We start from the raw sequence: 21,653 nt of genomic DNA, 5'->3' as shown, positions 1-21,653 counted from the left end.
CCTGCGACTGATCGACCTGGGCTTCACAGGACGCGGGCGGCGACGATGCAGACGTCGTCGTCCGTCGCCCGGCCGTCCAGGTGCGCCAGCACGCAGTCGATCATCTTCTCCGGGTCGTCGCCGACGCACTGGCTCCCGGCCTGGGCGAGGGCGGCGATCCCGGCGTCGAGGTCCTGGCTGCGCCGTTCGATGACGCCGTCGGTGTAGAGCACCAGGGTGTCGTCGGCCTCCAGTTGCGTGGTGGCCAGGCCGTACTGGGCGGCCTCGAAGGCGCCCAGCATGGTGCCGGGCACGCCCTCGAGCAGCTCGGCGTGGCCGTTCCTGACCAGGACCGGCGGCGGATGGCCGGCGTTCGTCCAGGTCAGCGTGCGGTCAACGGGGTCGAAGTGGCCGATGATCGCGGTGCCGGTCACGGTCACACCCTCGTTGGAGTGGACGAGCAGGTCGTTCAGCCAGGTGGTGAGCTGGTTGGCGGGCGCGTGCGTGTAGGCCAGGCCGGCCAGCGCCGAGCGCATCTGCAGCATGAGGCTCGCCGCCGCCAGCCCGTGGCCCATCGCGTCGCCGATCGCCAGCAGCACCCTGCCGTCGGGGATGGGACGGGCCTTGAACCAGTCGCCGCCCAGCCGGGACAGCTCCTCGCCGGGCAGGTAGCGCACGCCGATGGACAGGCCGGGCAGCTGCATCAGCCCCCGGCGTACCGGCAGGATCGTGTTCTGGAGCTGGACGGTGACGCGGTGCTCCTCCTCGGCCCGCTCCCGCTGCCGGGAGGCCTGCGCGTGCGCCACGGCCAGGGCCCGCTCCCTGCGGCGGTTCTTGGTCACGTCCTGGACCAGGAAGCGCACCTTGACGGGCAGCCCGTCGGTGTCGAGCACCGGCTCGCTGACCACGCTGAGATGCCGCAGCCCGTGCCGGTGCTGGATGCGGAACTCCGTCTCGACCGCCTCGCTGTGCTCCAGGAGCGTGCGCAACTGGTCGTCCACGATGTGCAGGTCCTCGGGCACCACCACGAGGGGCAGCTCTTCCAGGGGCATCGGCCCCTCGCCGTGTTCCCTGCCGAACATCTCATACATCTGCGGCGTCCACAGCGTCCGCTCGGTGGCCAGGTTCCATTCGCCCCAGCCCAGCTCGGCCAGCCGCTGCGCCCGCTCCCAGCCGGCGACCAGCACTTCCTCGTCGTCGAGCGCGCGCCAGCTGACCAGCAGCCCATTCTCGATGCGCACCGCGCGGACGGTCATCGTGGCCGGCCAGAGCAGGTGGTCCCGCGCCTCGACGAACTCCAGCGGCCCCCGGTGCAGCGTCACACCGGTCTCCAGGACCTTCAGGAGGTCGTCGAACAGCCCCGAGTTGGCCGCACCGGGGCTGGTCTCGATGAGACGGCGCCCGCGCAGCTCCTCGGGCGTCAGACCGGCCGGCTCGCCGGCCTGCTGGTTGGCGGCCGCGATCAGGAAGTCCACCACGCGGCCCGTGGCGTCGCGCACGGGCGTGAGGAAACACGCCGGGACGTGCACGCTTTCGAGGACTCCGGTTACCCAGCCGGGCAGCTTCGGCGGCTCGACGGGCTTGCCGGGCGGCCGATCGACTCCCATGGCGACCTCGATCAGCGAGATCCCACTGTCGTGCGCCATCCGTGACAGCTCGTCGGCCGCTTCCGCGGGCCTGACGTTGAGCCGTATCGCCAGCCTGGCGGTGGCCTCGTCGACGATCGCCTCGTTACGCATCCGGCGACGAAGCCGCGTCAGCAGCTCGCGAATCCCGGCGGCCGCCGCGCCACAGTCGTAGCGGCCGCCGAACGGCGGGTAATTGCTCACATCCTTCCCATTCCCTACCAGAGGGCGAGAAAGAGGTGCATACGTTGCGATATTTCAGCAAAGAGTAGACAGTCCACTGGGCCGGACTCCTAGACCGGCCCAGTGGAGGGGACGGTGTGACGGGGCATCACGCCCCTTACACATTGAAGATGCTGACACCGCCGGGACCGACCAGGAAGCCGAGTACGATGAGCACGATTCCCCAGAGAAGGTCGCGCCGGGCCAGGATCACGTAGATCCCGGAGATGACGAGTATGACGGCGATGATCCAGAGCAAAGTAGCCATGAGCCGCCTCTGCCCTCAGCGATCGGCCTTTAACATGCTTTTCTCCGAACCACCAGGTAGAAAGGTGTATAGCCCCATTTCTTGGGCTGAGAAGGGGCTCGCTAATCGGTCGCCTTGATGAGCTTGGCGTAACCCAGCTGGAGCCAGTCGGCGACGGCCACGGCGGTCATCGTCGCGCCCGCCAGCCGGGTGAACCGGGGGGCGAAGACCATCCCGGCCGCGTACGCCGTCGCCGCCCACTGGGCGATGCAGAACGGGCAGCTGAGCAGCTCGCCCATCGTGTTGCGGGGTGTCTCGTCCAGCTCGGCGGGCCCGCTCACGCCCTCGTAGCGGGTGAAGGGCGCGCGCAGCGGGCTGGTCACCGGATCCTTGGCGATCAGCCGCGCCACCTTGTGCGTGCAGGCGGCCATCAGCGCCACGTCCATGAACCCGACGCGCTCGGGTGGCCGCCGCCCGGTGAGCGCGGCGGCCGCCACCGCCGTCGCCACCGCGCCGCCGTAGACGGCCATGATCCGTGCGTAGGTGCGGAGTGGCCGGTCGTGCTCGCCTTCGTAGTCCCGTTCGGTCTGCTCCAGGAAGTCGGTCATAAGGGCTGGCGCTACCCTCGGGTTCCGGCTCTACTCCGCTACGCGGGGCAACGTCTACTTGTCGATCGTCCGGGTAGCCCGATCCCATGAGCAGCCATAGTCACGCGGTCACTGATGCCATCCTCGACACACTCAAGCGCGCGAGCTCCGGATTGAAGGACGCGGGGGTGAAGTTCGCCCTGGCGGGCGGCTGTGCGGCTTATGCCAGAGGCGCCGCTCCCTCGTTGCACGACGTCGATTTCGTCCTGACCGAGCATGATGTGCCGGCCGCGCTGGAGGCCCTGCGGGGGATCGGCTTCAAGACCGCCAAACCGCCGGAGGACTGGCTGGTCAAGGCGTTCGACGAGGACCGGCTGGTCGATCTGATCTTCCGGGTGTCCGACCAGGCGATCACGGACGAGCTCCTCGACCGGGCCGAGCCGATGACGGCGTCGGCGGTCATCGTGCCCGTGCTGGAGGCGACCGACCTGGTGATCTCGTGGCTGTTGCCGCTGTCGGAGCACGCCTGCGACTACGGGGCGCTGCTGCCCCAGGTGCGGGCCCTGCGCGAGCAGGTCGACTGGCCCCGGGCGGCGGCCGTGGTCGCCGGATCGCCGTACGCCACGACGTTCATCACGCTGCTCGAACGCCTGGGCGTACTGGATTCGCCGGTGAAGGCGAACGGCGACCCGCATTGGCCGTGACCATATGACGTGGCGGCGTGACGTGGTGGCCGTTTCGACGGCGGTCGCCACGTCGGCACAGACGGCGGTCGCCACGGTGGCCGAGACGGTGGCCGAGACGGCGAGAGCCGCGCCCGTGGTCGGGCGCGGCTCTCGTCTTGCGCGGGGAGCTTAGTGCGGGAAGCGGCCGTAGTAGTCACCCAGCCGCGTCCTGTACTCGGGCTCCTTGAAGCTGCCCTCGTCGAACTCGGGCGCGTCCTTGATCTCGGCCTTGGTACGCGAGACGTAGACGTTGCGCTCCTGCGGGTCGATACGTGTGACGACCTTGGCAGGGAGCATCACCTTCTTGCCGAAGATCCACGGACCGGTGTCGACGATGATGTAGCTCTCGCCGACCTCGTACGTGGCCTCATCGACGGACCCGATCTTCCCGTCCGTCGCCTGGACGTGGTAACCCACGAGGTCCAGACTCTGGCCGCGGTTGTAGACGTCAGGCTGATAGTCCCAGAGCTCCATGGCTCATCCTCTCTCCGTCTTTCGTCTTTTCTCGGGCAGGCCCTCCGCTACCCCGTCCATGGCCGCTAAACACCGCGCTCTCGTAAAGCGGTCGTCAATGAGCCGCCAAGGCGGCTGGGCCCTCTCCTCATGACGTAGGGGGCGAATCGCGCCGCGCTCAGGCGCCTGACGGCTCCCCGGCGGCGTCCCGCCGAGCCGGCCGGCAGTTCCGGAATGGCCAGCTAGCGGATAACATCCGCGTCACACATGGGTGAAAGGGGACAGGTGACTCTCGGGTCCGAGTGGGCGCCTCCCGGCGTGGACAGCACCACGCCGAGTGTCGCGCGCGTGCACGACGCCCTCCTGGGCGGCACCGAGAACTTCGCCGCCGACCGGGCCATCGCCCGCCGCCTGAAAGAGGCGGTGCCGGAGGTGGTGAACCTCGTCTGGTGCAACCGCGCCTTCGTCGGCCGGGTCGTCGACTTCTTCGTCCGTGAGGCCGGGATCCGGCAGATCATCGACCTGGGGTCCGGGCTGCCCACGATCGAGAACACCCACGAGGTCGCCCAGTTCGCCGACCCCTCCGTGCGGGTCGTGTACGTCGACTCCGACCCCATGGTCGAGCCGCACGCGCGGGCGATCCTGAACGGGAACGAGAACGCGCTGGCGATCACCGAGGACGCCAGGGACGCGGCGGCCGTGCTGCGGCATCCGAGGCTGACCCGGCTCATCGACCTCTCGCAGCCCGTCGGGCTGATGGCGATCGGGCTGCTGCACCTGTTCCCCGACAGGGACGATCCGCACGGGCTGGTCAAGAGGTACATGGACGCCCTGGCGCCGGGGAGCTACCTGGCGGCCTCCAACATGCTGGCCTCGGTCAGCCCGCAGGCCCAGGCGCTGGAAGCCATGCTGCACGCGACGATGGGGACGGGCTACTTCCGGTCGCGGGAGGAGGTCGAGCGCTTCTTCGACGGGCTGGTGCTGGAGGAGCCCGGGGTGGTGCACTTCCCGGAGTGGCGGCCTGATGAGCGGTTGCCGGGGCCGCTGGCCACGTGGGAGGCGCTTCTGCTGGGCGGCGTGGCGCGCAAACCTCGCTGACTCGCTGCCGGCGCTAGAGTGGGCGTCGTGCCGCGTCGACTGATCTGTTCCCCTCCGCCCGCCGAGTAGCGGGCGGCTTTTCCCGATTTTTCCGGATCTGACCAGATCTGGGGGTGGCTGCTGCCCGCGCACCGGGCCCACTTCCACCACTCCATCCGGAGAGATCAGTCATGTCCCATGTCTCCGCACGGCGGGGCGCCTTCTACGTGTCCGTGGCCGCGACCGCTTGGGGCACCGGCGGTGCCGCCGGTTCCCTGCTCTTCCAGACGGGCGGGCTCGGCCCCGTCGACGTCTCGTTCTGGCGCTACCTCTTGGGCGCTGCCTTCCTGTACGTCACCACCCGCCTCGCCTCGACCGCCGTTCGGCGAGCCGCCGTTCGGCGAGCCGCCGTTCGGTCGGTTGTCGTTCGGCCGGGTGATCTCGGCGGGCTTCCGCGGGGGCGTCTCGACCGGCGGGTTCTGGTCGTCGGCGTCGGGATGGCCGTATACCAGACGGCCTACTTCGGCGCGATCGCCCAGTCCGGCGTGGCCATCGCCACGGTGGTCACGATGGGCGCCACACCGGTGGTCACCGCACTGGGCAGCCGCTTCCTCCTGGGGGAGCGCATCGGCCGCACCGCGCTCGCCGCGCTGGCCGCGGCGCTGGGCGGCCTGCTCCTCCTCACGGGGGAGAACGCCCTCTCCGGGGAGAGCGTCGGCGGCGGGCGGGCGGCCGGGATCGTGCTGGCTCTGGTGTCCGCGGCCGGGTACGCCGGCGTGACCCTCTATTCGCGCCACCACAGCGACGACCCCCAGCGCACGGCCATGGGCGGGTTCGCCGTCGCGGCCGCCTGCCTCGCTCCGTTCGCCCTGGTCGACGGGGTGCTGCCGGCAGCCGGGGTAACCCCTGTCGCCCTGCTGCTCTACCTGGGCGCCGTGCCGACCGCGCTCGCGTACGGGCTGTTCTTCCGCGCCCTGACCGCGCTGAACGCCACGACCGTCTCCATCATCTCGCTCGGTGAAGCCGTCAGCGCGGCCGTGCTCGGCGTGGTGCTGTTCGGTGAGCGGCTCACGCCCATGGCATGGTGTGGATGCGCGTTGCTGCTGGCGGCGGTGGTGGTGCCGGCCGTTCGAGCAGGATGTACTACAGAGAAGGATTAGTGGTCGCGGAGCGGAGTGGCGATTGCGGGCGTCCTATGAGTTAGGGTCCGGTACGGCGATGCTTGCCGTACCGTCGCTCCGCTCCCGATTGAGCGCACTTGACACTAAATGGGAACGGCGCTGACAAAGCATGCGTTGGAGGGATTGTGGCGTCGATTTCCGGAATAGTGAGAAACCTCCTGGATCGTCCGGGCGGGGTGAACCTCAGCCCGTACAAAAAGATCGTCAAGGCGGCGGGCGAACGAGCCGAACGCGTCAGCGCGCTCGAAGAGTTGCCCAGGCCGGAAATGGATGATCTGGCGGAGTTCTGTGCCGTGGCGCGGGAGGCCGCCGACCGGACGCTCGGGCTCAGGCCGTACGACGTGCAGCTTCTGGGCACGCTCGCTCTCCTCGACGGGAAGATCGCCGAGATGGCGACCGGGGAGGGCAAGACGCTGTCCGGGGCGATGGCCGCGGCCGGGTACGCGCTGCAGGGCAAGCGGGTGCACGTCATGTCCGTCAACGACTACCTGGCCAGGCGCGACGCCGAGTGGATGGCGCCGTTCTACGACGCGATGGGCGTCACGGTGGGCTGGATCGACCAGAACTCCACGCCCGACGAGCGGCGCGCGGCCTATGCCAAGGACGTCACGTACGGACCCGTCAGCGAGATGGGCTTCGACGTGCTGCGCGACCGGCTGCGCACCGACGCGGCGGAGATCATCGTGCCCGCGCCCGAGGTGGCGCTGGTCGACGAGGCCGACTCGGTGCTCGTGGACGAGGCGCGGGTGCCGCTGGTCATGGCGGGGGCGGCGGACGAGGGCAGCGCGGTGCCCAAGATGGCCGCGCTGGTCAGGCAGCTGATCCGGGGATACCACTACGAGATCGACGACCAGGCGCGCAACGTCTACCTGACGACCAAGGGCGCCGACAGCGTCGAGGGCATGCTGGACGTCGAGCTGTACGACGAGAACGAGCCCGGCACGCTGATCGAGCTCAACCTCGCCCTGCACGCCCATGCCCTGCTGACCCGCGACGTCGACTACATCGTGCGCGACGGCAAGGTGCAGCTCATCAACCCGTCACGTGGCCGGGTGGCCGTGCTCCAGCGCTGGCCCAACGGCCTGCAGGCGGCCGTGGAGGCCAAGGAGACGCTGCCGCCGAGCGAGAAGGGCGAGATCCTCGACTCGATCACCGTCCAGGGCCTGATCCGGCGTTATCCGCAGATTTCCGGCATGACCGGCACGGCGGTCGCCGTCAGCGAGCAGCTCGGCGAGTTCTACGGGCTCAAGGTCGCGGTGATCCCGCCCAACCGGCCGTGCGTGAGGAAGGACGAGCCGGACCGCATCTATCCGACGGTTCCGGACAAGGACGCCGCGCTGGTCGAGGAGATCCAGGAGGCGCACGCCACCGGCCGGCCCATCCTCATCGGCACGCTCGACGTGGCCGAGTCGGAGAACCTGGCCAAACTCCTGCAGCGGCGCGGCCTGGAGCCCGTCGTGCTCAACGCCAAGAACGACGCCGAAGAGGCCGCGATCATCGCCAAGGCGGGGGAGCGCGACGCCATCACCGTCTCCACGCAGATGGCCGGCCGCGGCACGGACATCCGGCTCGGTGACGGCGTGGCCGAGCTGGGCGGCCTGTACGTGATCGGCTCGGGACGCCACGCGAGCAGCCGCCTGGACGACCAGCTGCGCGGGCGCGCGGGCCGTCAGGGCGACCCCGGCGCTTCGGTGTTCTTCGTCAGCATGCAGGACGACCTCATCACCCAGTTCGTCCCCGACGAGCGCCCGCCCGCGGCCGACGCCGACGGCCTCGTACGCCACCGCCGCGGCCCCTACCTCGTGGCCCACGCCCAGCGGGTCGCCGAGGGCGTGAACCTGGAGATCCACCGCAACACGTGGCGCTACACCCGCCTGCTGGAGCACCAGCGCGAGCTCATCCTGGAGTGGCGCGACAAGGTCCTGCACGGCGACTCGGCGGCCAAGGCGCTGGCCGAGGCCGATCCCGAGCGCTGGGAGTCGCTGCCGGAGGACACCCGCGACGAGACCGCCAGGCAGATCGTGCTGCACGCGATCGACCGCTGCTGGACCGAGCACCTGGCGTTCCTGACCGACCTGCGCGAGGGCATCCACCTGCGGGCGCTCGGCCGGATGAGCCCGATCGACGAGTTCCACCGAGAGGCCGTGGCGGAGTACAAGTCGCTGCTGTCGGAGGTCGAACGCCGCTCGGTCGAATCGTTCGAGGCGCCGGAGCCCGACCTCAAGCGCCCCACCGCGACCTGGACGTATCTGGTACAGGACAACCCGTTCGGTACGGAGTGGGACAGGATCCTCAAGCGTGTGACATCGGCCACGCGTCGCGGCTAGGCGTACCTGACAAAAGATGGCAGGTATGCCTGCGAGCCTTTAACCATGACAACTCACGCGAAGCTCATCGCCTTCACCATCGACTGCGCCGAGCCCAAGAAGCTGGCCGAGTTCTGGCACCAGGTGACCGGGCTGGACATCCAGTACTCCGAGGACGAGTACGCCGCGGTGGGCGACGGGACGACGAACATCTACTTCGGCCGCGTCGCCGACCGCAAGCCGGTGGAGTGGCCCAGCTCGGACAAGCAGTTCCATCTCGACTTCCGGGTGCCGGATGTGGAGCGGGCGGTGGCGGAGTACATCGCCCTGGGGGCGACGAAGCCCGCGTTCCAGCCCGGCATTACCGAGGAGAAGGTGGGGTGGGTGGTCATGCAGGACCCGGAGGGGCACCTGTTCTGCGTGTGCCCTGAGCAGGCCTGACATACCGTTGGATCCGCCGTGCGGAAGCCCCGCTCGGCACGGCGGATACGTCCCTGATGCGCGGCCTATTGTCCTAAAGGATGATTGCAGCACTTAGCTTCCCTCATAAGCTGGTGCAATGCTCTTGGAAGGATCCATGTCCCTGCGTGGGCGACGATGACCTGGGTCGGCCTCGTGATCGCGCTCGCGGGGGCGCTCGGATACGCGTTCGGTGCGGCGCTGCAACAGTACGAAGCCGTAGCGGAGGGCGCCTCCTTCAGACTGGTGAAGCGCCCCCGCTGGTGGATCGGCGGCGTCATCGGCTTCACCGGCGCGTGCCTGCACGCCGTGGCGCTGAGCGTCGCGCCACTGGTCGCCGTGCAACCGATCAGCGTGGCCACACTGGTGTTCGCCGTGCCGCTCGCCGCGCTGATGTACGGCCGCCGCCCGTACAAAGCGGAGATCCTCGGCTCCATCGCGGTGGCGGTCGGGCTGCTCTGGCTCATGGTGCTGCTTCCGGCGCACAACGTGACGCCGAGCCTCGGCGACGGGGCCGCGGTCGGGTTCATCGTCGTGATCGGTCTGATCGTGCTGGCCGCCGAGCTGATCGCCAACCGGCTGAGCGGGCCCAACAAGGCCCTCATCCTGTCCGTGGGCGCCGGCGCCGTGACCGCGAGCGTGTCCACGTTCGTCCGGGCGGTCGGCGGGAGCATGCAGGGGGACTGGGGCCGGCTGTTGCACTGGTTCACACTCGCCATCCCCGTGTTGCTGGTCTGCGCGGTCGTGCTGCTGCAACGCTCGTACGCGGTGGGCTACTTCGGCATCGCGTACGCGGGCGTGCAGGTCGTGGATCCGATCACCTCGGTACTCGCGGGAGCGATCCTCCTCGGCGAACCCCTCCCGGCCAACCCCTCCACCGCCATCCCCGCCGTGCTGGCGGCCGCACTCACCATCGGCGGGACCATCACCCTCGGGCGGCTGGCCCCTGATCACTCGAAGTCCGTGCCGGTGGGCACCACCCGAGAATCTCGTTCCTTGACCACGACCTCAGATCTGGTCTGACCCGAGCTAGCACACCGGTCGATAGGGCACCTCGGACAGATATCGGTCCCAATCAGCCTGGGACAGCCCTCCGTAGCGGCCGCAGATCGACGCCGCCGACCCGGCCGGATCCGGGGGCGGGGTGGCGTGGGCGAGGTCGATGGTGAGGACCGTGCCGTGGCCGGCCAGCACGCGGAGCCAGCGTCCGCCCGGCGCGAGGGCGGCCTGGACGGGCCGGTCGGCGCCGGCCGCCGGGACCTGGCGGTCCGCTAGGCGGGTGGCGTCCGCGACGCGCCAGACCCGCACACGGTCGCTGTCCGTGCCGGCCAGGAGCTGGCCGTCGGCGCTGAAGGTGAGAACGCCGGGAGCGGGCCGGAGCCGGGCGGGGAGCACGGGCACGCCGTCCAGCGCGTAGATCTGCACCCCGCTCTCCTCGGCGATCGCCACCCGTTCACCCTCGGGACTGAACACCGTGTACTCCCACGGCATCCGGTCCAGCCAGGGCGCCGGCGTACGGGCGCCATGGCCGGACAGGCGGACGACCTCAGAACGCGTCCCCGCGAACACCAGCGCCACCTTGTCACGCGGCCCCACCACCACGTACTGGCCGACGAACGCGGCCCGGCCGGTCCGCAGGTTCCAGGCCCATCGCTCGCCTGACTGGCGGGCCGCGGCGAACAGCAGACCGCCCCCCGGACTGAACCAGGCCGCCTGCTGCCCCGGCGCGCCCAGCCCCCGGCCGAAGGGCCGTCCCACGCCCGCGCCCGAGGACGTGTCCCACAGGTACGACCGGTCGACGCCGACGAGCGCCAGCGTCCGGCCGTCAGGGGACCAGGCCAGCGCCCGTACGCTCTGGGCGGGGCCGGCGGTCGTGGCCAGCTGCCTGCGGGAAAGGGTGTCGTACACCCGGATCGTCCCGTCGGTCAGCGCGGCCAGCCGGGTGCCGTCGTCGCTGAGGGCGTCGAGCGAGTGCGGACCGTCGTACGGGTCGGCGAACACGTCCACCGCCGGATCGGCCGCCGAGTCCGCCAGCGCGGTTCGGGCCTCCGCGACCGGGGCCAGGCGCCACGCGGCCAGGCTCAGCCTGCGCGCCGCCACCGGGTCGGCCGCCCGCAGCGCCCGCGCCCTGGACGCCGCCACCCTCGCCATCGCCTGATTGAGCTGCCCGTCGGCGCTGCCTTGGTGCCAGACGGCGACGACGATCGCCGCCAGGACCGCCACGAGGGTCACCGACACCAGGCCCGCCATGGCCCGCCGCCGGCCGCGTGCCCGGCCGCGTACCAGCGCGCGTCCGCCGTCCAGGAACGCCTGCTCGGCGGCGCTCAGCGTCACGCGCCGCCGCCCGCTCGCCGCCCACGCCAGCGCCCTGTCCAGGTCGTCCTCCTGGAACAGGTCGGTCTCCCGCCGGCCGCCCGTCTCCCACCGCCGCGCCGCCCTGGTCAGGTCGCGGTGTACGGCGAGGCCGTCGCGTTCGGCGTCCAGCCACTCGTGCAGGCGCGGCCAGGCCCGCAGAAGCGCCGCATGGGCGATGACCAGGCCGTTCGCGTCGGCGCCGCTCTGGTCGATCAGCCCCGCTTCCGTGTACGCCCTGAGGACCCGGTCCATGGCGGCCTGCTCCGGAGGGCGGCCGGTGACCAGCTCGGCACGGGTGGCGCGACGGCGGGTGTCGCTGCCGTCGGCCGCCATGCCGACCAGGCGCAGGAATACCTCGGGCACCAGGTCCTGGTCGGCCCGGCTGAGCCGGAGGTAGAGGCGTTCCGCCCGCGCGCCCAGCGGCGGGTCGTCCACCGGCTCGGGCGGGAGCAGGCGCCCCTGCTGCGACTGCGGCACGTCGAGCAGGGACAGCAGCAGCTGGTGCGCGCTCGGCCGCCGATCCGGATCCCGGCGCAGCGCCGCCAGCACGAGCTCCCGAAGCGGCCGATCGAACCGATCGAGCAGCCGCTCGGACCGACCGGGCTGGCCAGTCCGCTCGGGCTGGCCGGGTCGCTCGGGCTGGTTGGGCTGGTCGGAGGGTCGGCCCGGTGACGGGTTCAGCCCGTCGGGTGGTGCGGGGCCGTACGCCGCGAACACCAGCAGCCTGCCCCAATCCCGCACATCCCCCGGCGGTCCGCTCCCGTCGGTCGCGGTCCCGAGCCCGACCAGCCGCGGCCCCTCGGCCCCCAGGACGACCCGGTCCGGCGTGAGCCCGCCGTGCACCGCCCCGGCCTCGTGGATCGCCGCCAGCGCCGTCGCCGTGGCCGCCGCCAGCCGGTACAGGTCGTCCCCGCCGTACGGCCCCCGCCGCCCGACCACCTCGGCCAGCGTCGGCCCGGGCACGTACTCGCTGACCAGATACGGCGCGTCCCCGTCGAGACAGGCCTCCACCACCCGCGCGACGCACAGCGACCGCACCCGCAGGGCCGCCTTGACACAGCTCCCGGGCCGCGCGGGCAGGAGGGTGAGCGCATATCGAGTGCCCGACTCGTCGTAAGCGTCATGGACGGCACCGCCGAGCCGGGAGCCTAACCAGTAGCCCCCCAGCCGGTCAGTCATGCGGCCCTTTCGGCTAACGGATCAGGCGAGCTCGGTGGTCCGGCCATTCCTCTTCGAGGATGCCGAAATAGACCGTGTCGCGCCAGGTGCCGTCCGGCCTCCTGCGCTGGCGGCGCAGCGTCCCCTCATGCACACCGCCGATGCGCTTGATGGCGTTCTGCGAACGGAGGTTGAGGACGTCCGTCTTGAGCATGACGCGGTTGTAGCCCAGCTTGTCGAAAGCATGGTCGATGAGCAACACCTTGCAGGAGGTGTTGACGGCCGTACGCCAGACTGTCCGGCCGTACCAGGTCCAGCCGATCTCGATGCTCTCCGCGAACCCGGGCACGTCGCCGTAGGTGGTCCAGCCGACGGCCAGCCCCGACGACCTGAGCACCACCGCGAACGGGATGTGCTTGTCGTCCGAGATGAGGCCCTGAGCGAGCTCCGCCAGCTCCGACTCCGCCTGCGGCGGCTTGGCGGGCATCCAGCGCCAGATCTCCTCATCCCCGCCGCCGGCCAGGAACAGGTCGGGGATGTGCGCCATGGTCAGCGGCTCAAGGCGGACGACGTCGTTCTCGAGCACCACAGGGGAGGGCAGGTTCGCGGTCATAGCGGTCACCCTAAAAGAAGATCCGGATCGCCTTTATGGCCACCTGCGACGGTTTATCGGGGACCACCTGTCGACACTCATACCGGCCGGTCGGTAGGGTCCGGGGTATGGACTTCGCCTTCGACAGCGTCACCGAGGACCTGCGTGAGCGCCTGCTGCTCTTCATGGACGAATGCGTCTACCCGGCCGAAGCCGCCTTCGAGGAGCAGGCCGCGACCAGCGGATGGAGCTCCCCGCCGCTCGTCGCCGACCTCAAGGACGAGGCCAGGAAGCGCGGCCTGTGGAACCTGTTCCTGCCGGGAGAGCACGGCGGGGGGCTGACCAACCTGCAGTACGCGCCGCTGGCCGAGATCATGGGCCGCAGCCCCAACCTCGCCCCGGTGGCCACCAACTGCGCCGCGCCCGACACCGGCAACATGGAGGTCCTCTCCATGTTCGGCAACGAGTGGCAGCGCAAGGAGTGGCTGCAGCCGCTGCTCGACGGGGAGATCCGCTCGGCGTTCGCGATGACCGAGCCCGACGTGGCCTCCTCCGACGCCACGAACATCGCCACCTCCATCGCCCGCGACGGCAACGAGTACGTCATCAACGGCCGCAAGTGGTTCATCTCCGGCGCGATGAACCCCGACTGCAAGATCTTCATCCTCCTGGGCAAGACCGACCCCGAGGCGCCCAAGCACCGCCAGCAGAGCATGGTCCTGGTGCCGCGTGACACGCCCGGTATGCAGATCAAGCGCGGCATGCACGTGTTCGGCTACAGCGACGCCGACCACGGCGGCCACGCCGAGATCGTGTTCGAGGACGTACGGGTGCCGGTCGACAACCTGATCGGCGAGGAGGGCGGCGGCTTCGCGATCGCCCAGGCCAGGCTCGGGCCGGGCCGCATCCACCACTGCATGCGGCTGATCGGCATGGCCGAGCGCGCCGTCGAGCTGATGTGCCGCCGCGCGCTGGCGCGTACGACGTTCGGCAAGCCCGTCGCCCAGCAAGGCGTGATCCAGGAGTGGATCGCCGAGTCCCGCATCCGGATCGAGCAGCTGCGGCTGCTCGTGCTCAAGACGGCCTGGCTCATGGACACCGTCGGCAACCAGGGCGCCCACACCGAGATCCAGGCCATCAAGATCTCGACCCCGATCGCTGTGGAATGGATCCTGGACAAGGCGATCCAGGTGCACGGCGCGGGCGGCGTCTCGCAGGACTTCCCCCTGGCGGCCCTCTGGGCGGGAGCCAGGTCGCTGCGCCTGGCCGACGGGCCCGACGAGGTGCACAAGCGCTCACTCGCCTACCGCGAACTGAAGAGGTACATGTGAACGAGGCGGATATCAAGGAGCGCGTCGACGCGCTCCTCGGTGCCAATGATCCCAAGAACCGGCTGGAGTTCCTGCGGGCCAGGTTCGACGCCGGGCTGGCGTGGGTGTGGTTCCCTGAGGGGCTCGGCGGCCTGGGCGTGTCGCGTGAGCTGCAGCAGGTCGTCGAGCGGGAGCTCGCCGGCACGCCGCAGCTCAACACCGGCGTGCAGGGCATCGGCCTGGGCATGGCGGCGCCGACGGTCCTGGCGTTCGGCACCGACGAGCAGCGGCGCCGCTTCCTGCGGCCGCTGTGGACGGGCGAGGAGATCTGGTGCCAGCTCTTCAGCGAGCCGGGCGCCGGCTCCGACCTGGCGACGCTGGCCACCAGGGCGGTCAGGGACGGCGACGAGTGGGTCGTCGACGGCCAGAAGGTCTGGACCTCCGGCGCGCACCACGCCCGGTGGGCGATCCTCGTCACCCGTACCGACCCGGACGTGCCCAAGCACCGCGGCATGACGTACTTCATCTGCGACATGCACGCGCCGGGCGTCGAGGTGCGCCCGCTGCGGCAGATCACGGGGGAGGCCGAGTTCAACGAGGTGTTCCTGACCGGCGTGCGGCTCTCCGACGACCTGCGGCTCGGTGAGGTCGGCGACGGCTGGCGGGTCGCCCAGACCACGCTGATGAACGAGCGTGTCGCGATCGGCGGCGCTCCCGTACGGCGCGGCGGCGGCATGATCGGGCCGGTGCTCGACACCTGGCGCGAGCACCCCGAGCTGCGCACGCACGACCTGCACCAGCGGCTGCTGTCGCTGTGGGTCGAGGCGGAGGTGACCCGCTTGTCCGGAGTACGGCTGCGCGAACAGCTCGTCGCCGGCCACCCCGGTCCGGAGGGGTCGGGCATGAAGCTGTCGTTCGCCAAACTGAACCAGGAGCTGTCGGGCCTCGACATCGAGCTCAGGCGCGAGCTCGGCTACGACGACTGGACCTTCCGCCGATCGGAGGACCTCGACTTCTACGGGCGTGGCGCCGGCTACCGCTACCTGCGGGCCAAGGGCAACTCGATCGAGGGCGGCACCTCGGAGATCCTGCGCAACATCATCTCCGAACGGGTGCTCGGCCTGCCCTCGGAACCCCGCGTCGACAAGGACGTCCCTTGGAAGGACCTGCCACGATGACCCTGCTGTACTCGGAGGTCGAGGAGGAACTGCGCGCCGCCGTGCGCGGGGTGCTCGCCGACCGCTGTCCGCCCGCCGCGGTGCTCAAGCGGGTGGAGTCCGACCCCTACGACCTCGACCTGTGGAAGACGCTCGCGGGAGAGATCGGGGTCGCGGGCCTGCTCATTCCCGAGCAGTACGGCGGGGCGGGCGCCTCGGCCCGTGAGGCCGGTGTCGTGCTGGAGGAGCTCGGCCGGGGCGTCGCGCCGGTGCCGTTCTTCACCAGCGCCGTGCTGGCCACCCAGGCGCTGCTGGCGACGGGCTCGGCCGACCTGCTGGGCGGGCTGGCGGAAGGCCGGACGACCGCGGCCCTGGTGGTGTCGTTCGCCGCCTCGCCGTACCGGCCGGGGCGGGGCTCGTCGGTGAGCCTGGACGGCGGGCGGCTGTCCGGGACCGTGTCCGCGGTCGCGGGGGCCGAGGTGGCCGACGTGCTGCTGGTGCCGGTCGGCGGCGAGCTGTACGCGGTCGAGGCCGCCGACGCCGCCGTCCAGGTCGTACCGTCGCTGGACCTGACCCGTCCGGTCGCGACGGTCGCCTTCTCGGCGGCGCCCGCGCGGGCGCTGGGCCCGTGCGACCTGGCCGAGGTGCTGCGCTCCGGCGCGGGGCTGCTCGCCTCCGAGCAGCTCGGGGTGGCGGAGTGGTGTCTGGACACCACGCTCGCCTACGTCAAGGAGCGTCACCAGTTCGCCCGCCCGGTCGGCTCGTTCCAGGCGATCAAGCATCGGCTGGCGGATCTCTGGCTCGACGTGGTCAGGGCGCGGGCCGCCGCCCGTGCCGCGGCCGGTGACGGCTCGGCCGTGACGGTCGCCGTGGCCCAGGCGTGGAACGCGGGTGTGGCCGTACACGCGGCTGAGGAGGCCCTGCAGCTGCACGGCGGGATCGGGATGACCTGGGAGCATCCCCTGCACCTCTACCTCAAGCGCGCCAAGGCCACCGAGACGGCGCTCGGCACGCCCGGCGACCACCGGGAGGCGCTGGCCTCACTGGCCGACGTGCCGGCGCCGGCTTCACTCGCCGATGTGCCCGGCCCCGAGCGAGGTCAGCAGTAGGTCGGCGAAGTGCTTGCCCACCTGGGCGCCGGTGAGCGGTCCGTCCGTGTGGAACCAGCTGCCCAGGTGGTGCACCGAGCCGAAGAAGTAGTCGACGACCAGCTCGGCCGGGACGCGTTCGCTGAACAGCCCCTCGCGCTGGCCCTCGATCACCAGATCGCGGAAGCGTTCGTGGTAGCGGCGGCGCTCGGCGCGTACGGTCTTGCGCGTCTCGGGCGCGAGCAGGTGCATCGAACGGAAGAAGATCTTGGAGTCGTCGAGGTTCGCGGTGGTGGTCTCGACGACGTCGGCCGCCGCCGAGTGCAGCCGCTCGGCGACCGTCCCGGGGCCGTCGGCGATCTGGGCCAGGCGCTCCATCTGCATGCGCAGCACGCGCGCGTAGATCTCGTGGAGGAGATCATCCTTGGAGTCGAAATAGTGGTACATGGCGCCCTTAGTGACGCCGGCGGCCACGACGATCTCCTGCACGGAGGTGCCCTCGAAGCCCCGCTCCGCGAACAGCCGGGTCGCCTCGCTCAGCAGCCTCCTGCGTACCGGTTCTTCCTTCACGCGTCACAGCATACCGACTGGTCGGTTGACGGACTTCCCGCAGGTGCTATTTCCGTCACCTTAGGGTCCCCTTGCTTCCGTTGGGGCCAGGTGGGGTATTAATTGACTCAGCGAGGGATCTTCGGCGTGGCAGATCCTGATGGTTCAGCGACTCATTGGGGGAGTTTGCCGTGCCCGGTGGCTCGATCTACGTGCAGCAGGACGAGAAGTTCACTGGGGCCTCGCCTCAGTGGTACTACGAGAAGTTCTGGCGGGAGGACGCCAACAACCGCAAGCGATCAAGGATGATCAAGGCGGGCGTGGGCTTCGCGGCCGGCATCGGTCTGGCGCTCCGGTTCGACCTGGCGCTCACCGCCTTCTACGGCGTCGCCTTGGCGGCGATCGTGGCCGGCGTCGACTGGTACATCGCCTGGCGCTCCTTCCAGGCGACCGCGGTCTGGCGCGGCCGGCGGCGCGGTGAGGTGATCACCGGACGGATGCTCCGCCGTTCGCTCGGCAAGCTCGGCTACAGCGTCCTGGACGGCCGGGCCATCAGAGATCAGGCGTCCATCGACCACCTCGTGATCGGCCCCGGCGGCCTGTGGGTCGTCGACAACGAGTCGTGGAGCCCCGACACCGAGATCGCCACCTACAACGGGCGGCTGTTCTTCGGCGAGAAGTACGGCACCAAGGTGGCCAAGTCGCTCATCGAGACCTCCAACGCCTTCGCCGAGCTGCTGACCCGCGAGACCGGCATCCCGGTCTCGATCACGCCGCTGCTCGCCGTGCACTGCGGCCTGCTACCGCGCGGCGGCCAGGTCACGGCGGAGGGCCTCACGCTGCTCAAGCCGAGCCTGGTGGCCCGGCGCATCAAGGCGACCGCCGGCGAGGTGCTCGACGAGCAGCAGATCGAGCTGCTCACCCGCACCGCCGCCCGGGAGCTCCAGCGCGCTTAGGCCAGGTCCTGGATGAACGCGCTGAGCTGCGCGACGTTGCGGCACTCGTACATCGGCACGACCGCGTCGTAGTCGGTGGCGATGGAGTCGCCGGTGTCCCACTGCTGCCGGGGCTCCGGGTTGAGCCAGTAGGCGTGGCGAGCCTTCGCGGCCAGGGCGCGCAGGGTGTCGACGGCGGCCGGCTGGTAGTTGGAGCGGGCGTCGCCCAGGATCAGCAGCGAGGTCTTGGGACCGATCGCGTCGCCGTAGCGCTCGGCGAAGCGCTCGAAGGAGTGGCCGTAGTTCGTGCGCCCGAAGCGCACCATGTCCGCCTCGTTGGCCAGCCGGGTCATCGCCTCCACCACGTCCGCGCCGGGGACGAAGAAGCGGGTGATCTCGTCGACCGTGTCGACGAACCCGAACGCCCGTACCTTGGTGAACTGCTCCCTCAGCGCGTACGTGAGCAGCAGCGTGAAGTGCGCGAACGACGAGACCGAGTCGCTGGTGTCGCAGAGGATCACCAGCTCGGGCTTGTGCGGCCGGGGCGGCTTGAAATGGGTGGTCAGCGGGACGCCGCCGCTCTGCAGTGAGGCCCGCATGGTGCGCCGGAAGTCGAGCCGGCCGCGCCGGCCCTTCCTGTGCTTGATCGTCAGCCTGGCCGCCAGGCGCCTGGCCAGCGGGTAGACCTCGCGCCGCAGCCTAGCCAGGTCCGCCTTGGTGATGCGCAGGAAGTCGAGCTGGTCGAGCGGGGGGCGTACGGCCGAGCGGGCGATGCGCTCGACGCCGGAGTCCTCGGCGATCCGGCGGCGCACGTCGGTGGCGACCGCCTCCTCGAAGCGCCTGATGCCGGAGTTCACCCGCTGGCGGGCGGTCTTCTCGGCCAGGCCGCCGCGCTCCTGGCCGGCCAGGACCTCCTGGAGGATCCGGGCCATGAGCGTCTCGGGGGACAGGGCGCGCAGGACGCTGTAGGAGAACCAGTTCTGGCGGCCGGGACCCGCCGGCTGGCGGCCGAAGCGACCGACCATGGCCCTGGCGAACTCCCGCATCTCGGCCTCACCGCCCCTGGTGAGCAGCCTGGCCAGCTGGTCACGCAGCTCACTGAGCTCGGCGGTGTCACTCTTTACCGCGTCTTCGTCGTACAGACCGGTCGTCGATGACGGGAACCACAGGTCGAACAGCATGTCGAACCCGGGACGGTAGCCCGGCTTCTTGACCAGCGTCGCCGCGTAAGCGGCGCGCAGCGACTCGCGCTCGGTCAGGTCGATCACCCGCAGCGCCCGCGCCGCGTCGAGCCCCTCGGCCAGCGACACGGGCAGCCCCGCCTCCCGCAGCGCGTGCACGAACCCGACATGCCGGTCGACCAGCGACGTGTCACTCATGAGGGCAGCCCGAGCTCCTTGACCGCGCGAGCATGGTCGGAGGCGTGCTTGAGCACCACGCCCAGCGTGCCCGCCACCGTCGGCTCGTCCAGCTCGTCGCGCCCGAGCGCGAGCAGCGTGTTGGCCCAGTCGACCGTCTCCGCCACCGACGGCGCCTTCTTCAGCTCCATGGCCCGCAGCGTGGCGACGGTCCTGGCCAGCTGCTCGGCCAGGTCCGCGCGGATCGTCGGCACCTGGCTGAGCACGATGTCGCGCTCGCGTTCGGGCGTCGGGTATTCGATGTGCAGATACAGGCAGCGCCGCTTGAGCGCCTCGGACAGCTCGCGGGTCGCGTTCGAGGTCAGGACGACGTACGGCTTGCGGACCGCGCTGATCGTGCCCAGCTCAGGGATCGTCACCTGGAAGTCCGACAGGAGCTCCAGCAGCAGCCCCTCGACCTCCACATCCGCCTTGTCCGTCTCGTCGATGAGCAGCACGGTCGGCACCCCGGCCCTGATCGCCTTGAGCAGCGGCCGCTCCAGCAGGAACTCCTCGCTGAAGATGTCGTCATCGGCACTCGTGGCCTGGATGCGCAGGAGCTGCTTCTTGTAGTTCCACTCGTACAGGGCCCTGGCCTCGTCGAGCCCTTCGTAACACTGCAACCTGATCAGCTGGGCGCCGGTCGCCTGCGCCACGGCCTTGGCCAGCTGCGTCTTGCCCACCCCCGCGGGTCCCTCGACCAGCAGCGGCTTGCCGAGGGCGGCGGCGAGGAACACCGAGGTGGAGATGGCGTCGTCGGAGAGATAGTCAACGGTGGCGAGCCGCTCGGTCACGTCGGCGGGCGAGTCGAACATCGATGCTCCTGTCTGCTTGCCGAACTTTATTCTAGCGGCTGGCGGACGAGTGATACCGATTCGACCAGGATGCGGAGTGCCGGTATATTCCTCTCTGCAAGCGCCGCTAGCTCAGTTGGTTAGAGCAGCTGACTCTTAATCAGCGGGTCCGGGGTTCGAGTCCCTGGCGGCGCACCGCACCAAAACCCCAGGTCATGGTTGACCTGGGGTTTTGTCGTGGTGCCCCCAGCAGGGGCGATTGCCTGGGGTGAAAGTGGCGCGGAACGTCAATGTGCCGGGCAGAGCTCCGGGCCAGTGTGGTCTCAGCTGATGCGCACCTGCTCCTGGCCCGGCGGGACCGAGATTGACGACCCTCGCCGACCAGGCCGCGCGACAGATGGGTAACCAATATTGTACAGAGAGTGAAGACCTTTAACACGACGGGTCCGTGTCGACCGGGCAAGCACTTCATGCTGCCCCCGATTCCCCGGATCCCCGAGGCGAGGGAGCTGATCGACGAGGAGAAATACTTCGTCATTCGCGGGCCTCGCCAGAGCGGCAAGACGACCTCGCTGCAGGCCCTGACTGCCGAATTGCGGGACGAGGGCGAGTATGCGGCGGTGTACATCTCCTGCGAGAGTGCTTCCACCCGGGCTGAGGAGGCCGCCCCGGCAGAGGTGCGGATTCTCTCCGAGATCGCGGCCATGGCACAGGCAACGGGGCTTCCGGAGGAATGTCTGCCGCCGGAGCCCTGGCCAGCGGCGCCTGGAGCGACCCGGCTGCTCAGAGGGCTCTCCGCATGGGCTCGGCGCTGCCCGCGTCCCATCGTGCTGCTCATGGACGAGATCGACTCGATCCATGGCGATGAGTTGATCAGCGTTCTCCGGCAGCTCCGCCAGGGATACAACAGCTTCCCAGTGCCGTTCCCGCACAGTGTGGCGCTGTGCGGGATGCGTGACGTGCGCGATTACAAGGCAGCCTCGGGCGGCGACCCGTCAAGGCTGGTCGGCCCCTCGCCGTTCAACATCCTCGCCAAGTCGATGCGGCTGGCGGACTTCACCTTCGAGCAGGTGGCTGAGCTGTACGGCCAGCACACCGACGCCACCGGCCAGGAGTTCACCGCGCACGCGATCCAGCGTGCCTTCCACGCCAGCCAGGGGCAGCCGTGGCTGGTCAACGCCCTCGCCCGCGAGATCATCCGCGAGATGCGCATCCCGGTAAGCCAGTCGATCACCGATGAGCACATGCACCAGGCGGTCGAGCGGCCCGACCCCGTCGAAGACGGCCTGCACCAGCTCGACGGTTACCTCGATCGCCTCGACCTGAGCCACGGCACCCTCATCGTCTTCGACCGCCGGCCCACCGCCCCACACCTCCTGGAGCGCACCGCCATCGAACAGGTCACCAGCCCGCGCGGTCACGCCGTCACCCTCGTCCGGGCATGAAGGGTCACACGC

The 21,653-nt window shown here is 70.1% G+C and carries 20 protein-coding genes and 1 tRNA gene; 12 read left to right on the top strand and 9 right to left on the bottom strand.

The window, feature by feature from the left end; genetic code table 11:
* Positions 1 to 23 precede the first annotated feature (23 nt).
* The 3 genes from LDL49_RS16210 to LDL49_RS16200 all read right to left on the bottom strand — a co-directional run bounded on the left by LDL49_RS16210 (position 24) and on the right by LDL49_RS16200 (position 2,681).
* Positions 24 to 1,808: a SpoIIE family protein phosphatase gene (locus LDL49_RS16210; RefSeq protein WP_225291882.1), complete on the bottom strand. Its 1,785-nt coding sequence runs from the start codon at positions 1,806 to 1,808 to the stop codon at positions 24 to 26.
* A gap of 136 nt (positions 1,809 to 1,944) precedes the next feature.
* Entirely contained in the window at positions 1,945 to 2,094 is a 150-nt protein-coding gene (locus LDL49_RS16205) for a GPGG-motif small membrane protein (RefSeq protein WP_165959640.1), read from the bottom strand.
* Between the two features lie 101 nt (positions 2,095 to 2,195).
* Entirely contained in the window at positions 2,196 to 2,681 is a 486-nt protein-coding gene (locus LDL49_RS16200) for a DUF1360 domain-containing protein (protein ID WP_225291881.1), read from the bottom strand.
* A gap of 86 nt (positions 2,682 to 2,767) precedes the next feature.
* Between LDL49_RS16200 and LDL49_RS16195 the strand changes: the two genes are divergently transcribed.
* Positions 2,768 to 3,364: a nucleotidyltransferase gene (locus LDL49_RS16195; protein ID WP_225291880.1), complete on the top strand. Its 597-nt coding sequence runs from the start codon at positions 2,768 to 2,770 to the stop codon at positions 3,362 to 3,364.
* Between the two features lie 150 nt (positions 3,365 to 3,514).
* Here LDL49_RS16195 and LDL49_RS16190 read toward each other — a convergent pair whose 3' ends face one another.
* A complete protein-coding gene (locus LDL49_RS16190; protein WP_225291879.1) occupies positions 3,515 to 3,859 on the bottom strand; it encodes a PRC-barrel domain containing protein in 345 nt (114 codons plus the stop codon).
* 264 nt (positions 3,860 to 4,123) lie between these two features.
* Between LDL49_RS16190 and LDL49_RS16185 the strand changes: the two genes are divergently transcribed.
* From LDL49_RS16185 to LDL49_RS16165, 5 genes are all read left to right on the top strand, one after another.
* The gene (locus LDL49_RS16185; RefSeq protein ID WP_225291878.1) at positions 4,124 to 4,936 is read left to right on the top strand and encodes an SAM-dependent methyltransferase; all 813 of its coding nucleotides are present in this window, start codon (positions 4,124 to 4,126) and stop codon (positions 4,934 to 4,936) included.
* Positions 4,937 to 5,106: 170 nt separating this feature from the next.
* A complete protein-coding gene (locus LDL49_RS16180) occupies positions 5,107 to 6,075 on the top strand; it encodes a DMT family transporter (protein WP_225291877.1) in 969 nt (322 codons plus the stop codon).
* 167 nt (positions 6,076 to 6,242) lie between these two features.
* Positions 6,243 to 8,423 (top strand): accessory Sec system translocase SecA2, encoded by a 2,181-nt coding sequence (secA2, locus tag LDL49_RS16175; RefSeq protein WP_225291876.1) that lies wholly within the window; start codon positions 6,243 to 6,245, stop codon positions 8,421 to 8,423.
* Positions 8,424 to 8,468: 45 nt separating this feature from the next.
* Positions 8,469 to 8,843, top strand: coding sequence for a VOC family protein (locus LDL49_RS16170; RefSeq protein WP_225291875.1), 375 nt, complete (start codon positions 8,469 to 8,471; stop codon positions 8,841 to 8,843).
* A 156-nt stretch (positions 8,844 to 8,999) separates the two neighbouring features.
* Positions 9,000 to 9,884: a DMT family protein gene (locus LDL49_RS16165; RefSeq protein WP_225291874.1), complete on the top strand. Its 885-nt coding sequence runs from the start codon at positions 9,000 to 9,002 to the stop codon at positions 9,882 to 9,884.
* 6 nt (positions 9,885 to 9,890) lie between these two features.
* Here the strand turns inward: LDL49_RS16165 and LDL49_RS16160 are convergent, their stop codons facing one another.
* Positions 9,891 to 12,395 carry an nSTAND1 domain-containing NTPase gene (locus LDL49_RS16160; RefSeq protein WP_225291873.1) on the bottom strand — a complete coding sequence of 835 codons (2,505 nt, stop codon included), beginning with the start codon at positions 12,393 to 12,395 and terminating at the stop codon, positions 9,891 to 9,893.
* A 13-nt stretch (positions 12,396 to 12,408) separates the two neighbouring features.
* Positions 12,409 to 12,987: a GNAT family N-acetyltransferase gene (locus tag LDL49_RS16155; RefSeq protein WP_225291872.1), complete on the bottom strand. Its 579-nt coding sequence runs from the start codon at positions 12,985 to 12,987 to the stop codon at positions 12,409 to 12,411.
* Positions 12,988 to 13,094: 107 nt separating this feature from the next.
* Here LDL49_RS16155 and LDL49_RS16150 point away from each other — a divergent pair, with 107 nt between their 5' ends.
* Genes LDL49_RS16150 through LDL49_RS16140 form a run of 3 tightly spaced genes read left to right on the top strand, consistent with a single transcriptional unit; the run spans position 13,095 to position 16,542 of the window.
* Complete coding sequence (locus tag LDL49_RS16150; protein ID WP_225291871.1) at positions 13,095 to 14,297, top strand: acyl-CoA dehydrogenase family protein; 1,203 nt, start codon at positions 13,095 to 13,097, stop codon at positions 14,295 to 14,297.
* Positions 14,298 to 14,308: 11 nt separating this feature from the next.
* Positions 14,309 to 15,454 carry an acyl-CoA dehydrogenase family protein gene (locus LDL49_RS16145; RefSeq protein ID WP_443689878.1) on the top strand — a complete coding sequence of 382 codons (1,146 nt, stop codon included), beginning with the start codon at positions 14,309 to 14,311 and terminating at the stop codon, positions 15,452 to 15,454.
* Positions 15,451 to 16,542, top strand: coding sequence for an acyl-CoA dehydrogenase family protein (locus LDL49_RS16140; protein WP_225291869.1), 1,092 nt, complete (start codon positions 15,451 to 15,453; stop codon positions 16,540 to 16,542). The genes LDL49_RS16145 and LDL49_RS16140 overlap by 4 nt, the downstream gene beginning before the upstream one ends.
* Here the strand turns inward: LDL49_RS16140 and LDL49_RS16135 are convergent.
* Positions 16,501 to 17,091, bottom strand: coding sequence for a TetR/AcrR family transcriptional regulator (locus LDL49_RS16135; protein WP_225291868.1), 591 nt, complete (start codon positions 17,089 to 17,091; stop codon positions 16,501 to 16,503). The two genes, LDL49_RS16140 and LDL49_RS16135, sit on opposite strands and share 42 nt — an antisense overlap.
* Before the next feature lie 170 nt (positions 17,092 to 17,261).
* Between LDL49_RS16135 and LDL49_RS16130 the strand changes: the two genes are divergently transcribed.
* Positions 17,262 to 18,026: a nuclease-related domain-containing protein gene (locus LDL49_RS16130; RefSeq protein ID WP_225291867.1), complete on the top strand. Its 765-nt coding sequence runs from the start codon at positions 17,262 to 17,264 to the stop codon at positions 18,024 to 18,026.
* Here the strand turns inward: LDL49_RS16130 and LDL49_RS16125 are convergent.
* Together LDL49_RS16125 and LDL49_RS16120 are read right to left on the bottom strand one after the other, a co-directional pair.
* Positions 18,023 to 19,384 carry a vWA domain-containing protein gene (locus LDL49_RS16125; protein WP_225291866.1) on the bottom strand — a complete coding sequence of 454 codons (1,362 nt, stop codon included), beginning with the start codon at positions 19,382 to 19,384 and terminating at the stop codon, positions 18,023 to 18,025. The genes LDL49_RS16130 and LDL49_RS16125 overlap by 4 nt on opposite strands.
* Positions 19,381 to 20,217, bottom strand: a complete 837-nt coding sequence (locus tag LDL49_RS16120; protein ID WP_225291865.1) for an AAA family ATPase — start codon at positions 20,215 to 20,217, stop codon at positions 19,381 to 19,383. Before LDL49_RS16120 ends, LDL49_RS16125 begins: the two co-directional genes overlap by 4 nt.
* 100 nt (positions 20,218 to 20,317) lie before the next feature.
* Between LDL49_RS16120 and LDL49_RS16115 the strand changes: the two genes are divergently transcribed.
* Together LDL49_RS16115 and LDL49_RS16110 are read left to right on the top strand one after the other, a co-directional pair.
* A tRNA-Lys gene (locus LDL49_RS16115) sits at positions 20,318 to 20,391 on the top strand.
* A gap of 227 nt (positions 20,392 to 20,618) precedes the next feature.
* Positions 20,619 to 21,641 (top strand): ATP-binding protein, encoded by a 1,023-nt coding sequence (locus LDL49_RS16110; protein ID WP_225291864.1) that lies wholly within the window; start codon positions 20,619 to 20,621, stop codon positions 21,639 to 21,641.
* Positions 21,642 to 21,653 lie beyond the last annotated feature (12 nt).

The sequence above is a fragment of the Nonomuraea aurantiaca genome, assembly GCF_020215705.1.
Taxonomy (GTDB): domain Bacteria; phylum Actinomycetota; class Actinomycetes; order Streptosporangiales; family Streptosporangiaceae; genus Nonomuraea; species Nonomuraea aurantiaca.
The sequence above is the reverse complement of the archived record's forward strand: the minus strand, read 5'-3'. Positions and strand labels throughout refer to the sequence as shown.